The sequence below is a fragment of the Tautonia sociabilis genome (assembly GCF_003977685.1).
Lineage (GTDB): Bacteria > Planctomycetota > Planctomycetia > Isosphaerales > Isosphaeraceae > Tautonia > Tautonia sociabilis.
Map to the genome: position 1 here is coordinate 1 of NZ_RYZH01000110.1, position 2,727 is coordinate 2,727.

The 2,727-nt window shown below is 72.1% G+C and carries 2 protein-coding genes; both read right to left on the reverse strand.

Annotation, left to right across the window (positions count from 1 at the left end; translation table 11 throughout):
* Nucleotides 1–353: 353 nt before the first annotated feature.
* Nucleotides 354–1,634 carry a DUF1501 domain-containing protein gene (locus tag TsocGM_RS25500; RefSeq protein WP_126728278.1) on the reverse strand — a complete coding sequence of 427 codons (1,281 nt, stop codon included), beginning with the start codon at nucleotides 1,632–1,634 and terminating at the stop codon, nucleotides 354–356.
* On the reverse strand, nucleotides 1,622–2,602 hold the full coding sequence (locus TsocGM_RS25505; protein ID WP_126728279.1) for a DUF1553 domain-containing protein: 981 nt from the start codon (nucleotides 2,600–2,602) through the stop codon (nucleotides 1,622–1,624). The genes TsocGM_RS25500 and TsocGM_RS25505 overlap by 13 nt, the downstream gene beginning before the upstream one ends.
* Nucleotides 2,603–2,727 lie beyond the last annotated feature (125 nt).

Here is a 2,727-nt window from a genome sequence, read left to right on the forward strand (position 1 = left end):
CGCTGCCCCTACCAGGTCCTGGGCCTGGTGCTGCCGACCGCCGACTTCTGGGAGCTGCTGCAGGCCGACCCCGCCGCATTGACGCAACAACTGTCAACCCAACAGGATGGCGGATGAGACAGTGCCCCAATCCGCCCGAGTCGGATCGCCGCATCTCGCTTATCTAGGACGTGTTGCGTCAATTGGCCGGCGCTCCGGCGCAGCGCACCGGATGGCGTACCGACGCTCCGGGGCCGGTACGCCTGGATCCCCCGGGAGCCGACCAGCCGGCCGGGGAGGGACGGGATCGGTCCGGTTCCCCCGATCTCCGGGAGGGAGGGGGCTGCCGTCGATCCTTCCCGGTCGGGGGGCATTCAGAACAGCGGGGCGATCGGGCGTCCTTCGCTGAGCTTGATCGGCCGGCCGACGGCCGAGGGGTTCTCGATGGCGGGGTCGAGGCCGACGGCGGTCAGGAGGGTGGCGTGGAGGTCGGCCACGGAAACCGGCTCGGCGGGCTTCGCGACCCCTTCCGGGTCGGTCTCCCCGACGACCACCCCGCCGCGGAGGCCGCCGCCGGCCAGAGCGACGCTGAAGCCGCCGGGCCAGTGGTCCCGGCCGCCGAGGGGGTTGACCTTCGGCGTCCGGCCGAACTCGCCGGCGCAGAGGACGGCGGTGCGGTCGAGCTGGCCGCGCTCCCGAAGGTCCCGGATGAGGGCCGAGAGGGCGGGGTCGAGGATCCGGATCAGGTCGCGATGGATCTCGTGATTGTTGACGTGGCTGTCCCAGCCGCCGAGCGTGACCTCGACGCAGCGGACGCCCACCTCGGTGAGCCTTCGGGCCGCGAGGCAGGCCCGGCCGAAAGGTGTCTCGCCGTAGGAGCGGCGGAGGGACTCGGGCTCCTGCGACACGTCGAAGGCGGCAAGCTGCTCGGAGCTCATCATGGCCCGGGCGCGGTCGATCGCCTCTCGGTGGAAGGTGGCCCCGACCCGGCCGGCCCTCCCGCTCGCGAAGGCTCGTTCGACCACCTCCAGATCCCGCACCCGGCGGGCGTCTCTCTCCTCGGGGACGGGGGGGAGCACGTCGGGGAGGGGATCCTTCGGGTCGCCGACCTGGAAGGCGTCGTAGGAGGGGCCGAGGAATCCCCCCCGGCTGGGCCACTGGCCAGGGAGGATGGAGATGTGGCGGGGGATCTCGACCGGGCCGACCGGCAGGTGGTGGCAGCAGATGGCGCCGATCGAAGGGTGCTCGGCGGTGGGGTCTGGGCGGTAGCCGGTCTTCATCAGGCAGACGCCGCGCTCGTGGTCCCCCTCCTGCCCGACCACGGAGCGGACCAGGGCGACGGAGCCCATCTCTTCGGCCAGGCCCTCGAACCCCTCGGCCAGGAGCACGCCCCGAGCGGCGGTGGGGATCGCCCGGGTGCCGGCGGCGATGGCGGTGTCGGGATGGGGGTCGAACGTCTCGAGCTGGCTGGGGCCGCCGTCGAGCCAGATCAGGATGATTGATTGAGCGGGCTTGCGCGACTGCTCCTCCTGTCGGGCCAGGAGGTGGCTGGCCGGAGTGAGCCAGCCCAGGCCGGCGAGCCCGGAGAGGGTCAGGAAGCGGCGGCGGTCGAGGGCCGGGGCCCGACGGCCCGGGGCTCGGTTCAGTGGTTCCATGAGAACTCCGAGCTGTTGAGCAGGGTCCAGCAAAGGTCAGAGAGCCGCTCGGCGCGGGCGTCCCCCTCCAGGCCCGACAACTCGGCCTCGAAGTAGGAGGCTTCCTCGGGGGTCGGGCGGCGGGTCAGGACGGCGAGGTAGGCTGCCTCGACCGCGGCCCGGTCGGACGGGGCCTGGGAGGCGATCCGAGAGCAGGAGGCGAAGAGGTCGGGCGTGGTGGCCTCCCGGACCACGTCGCCGTTCATCATCAGCAGGCGCTGGGGGATGGTGCTGCACCCCTCGACGAACTCGTCCTCGCCGGTGTCGCCGTAGCGGGCGATGAACTTCCCCTCGTGGTCGCCGGCAATGAGGCGGACGAGCAGGGGGGACTGGCGGTCGATCGTCTCCAGCGAGGAGGCCTGCACGATCGCCCCGGCGACCTGGTCGGGCCGGAGCCGGACCAGGGGGAAGACGGCCCAGGAAGCCTCGTCGTCCCAGGAGGCGTCGTGGTCGGTGGCGCTGTCCAGCGAGAAGGCCTCCGTGGCGGCGACGGCCCGGATCAGCCGCTTCAGGTCGAAGCCGTGGGAGGCGAAGTCGTCGGCCAGCAGCAGGAGCGGCTCAGGCAGCGCGTCGACGGCCTCCAGGTCATCGACCGGCTCGACCAAGGGGCGGCCGAACATCAGGGCCCAGACTCGGTTGGCGGTGGCCCGAGCGAGCTGGGGGTTGTCCGGGTGGGTGACCCAGCAGGCGAGGCGCCAGCGGCGGTTCCCCTCCTCGGGCAGGAGTTCCGGCAGAAAGGGGGGGACGGGGGCGACGACGCGAACGGCCCCGGACTGACGGTCGAGCGCGCGGTACTCGGCCTCGGGGTCGTCGTGCAGGCCGGTCAGGCCGGAGCGGGCCTGACCGAAGAAGGCGGCCAGGCCCTGGAAGTCCTCCTGGGTCCAGTGCTCGAAGGGGTGGTCGTGGCACTGGGCGCAGTCGATCCTCACAGCGAGTCTAGAAAGGGTGACCTAGCCTTCTGGCATGGACACCACCAAGCGCTACCCGACCGACCTGACCAACGCCGAGTGGGCCCAGGTCGCCCGCGTCATCCCGGCCCCGAAGAAGGGTGGCC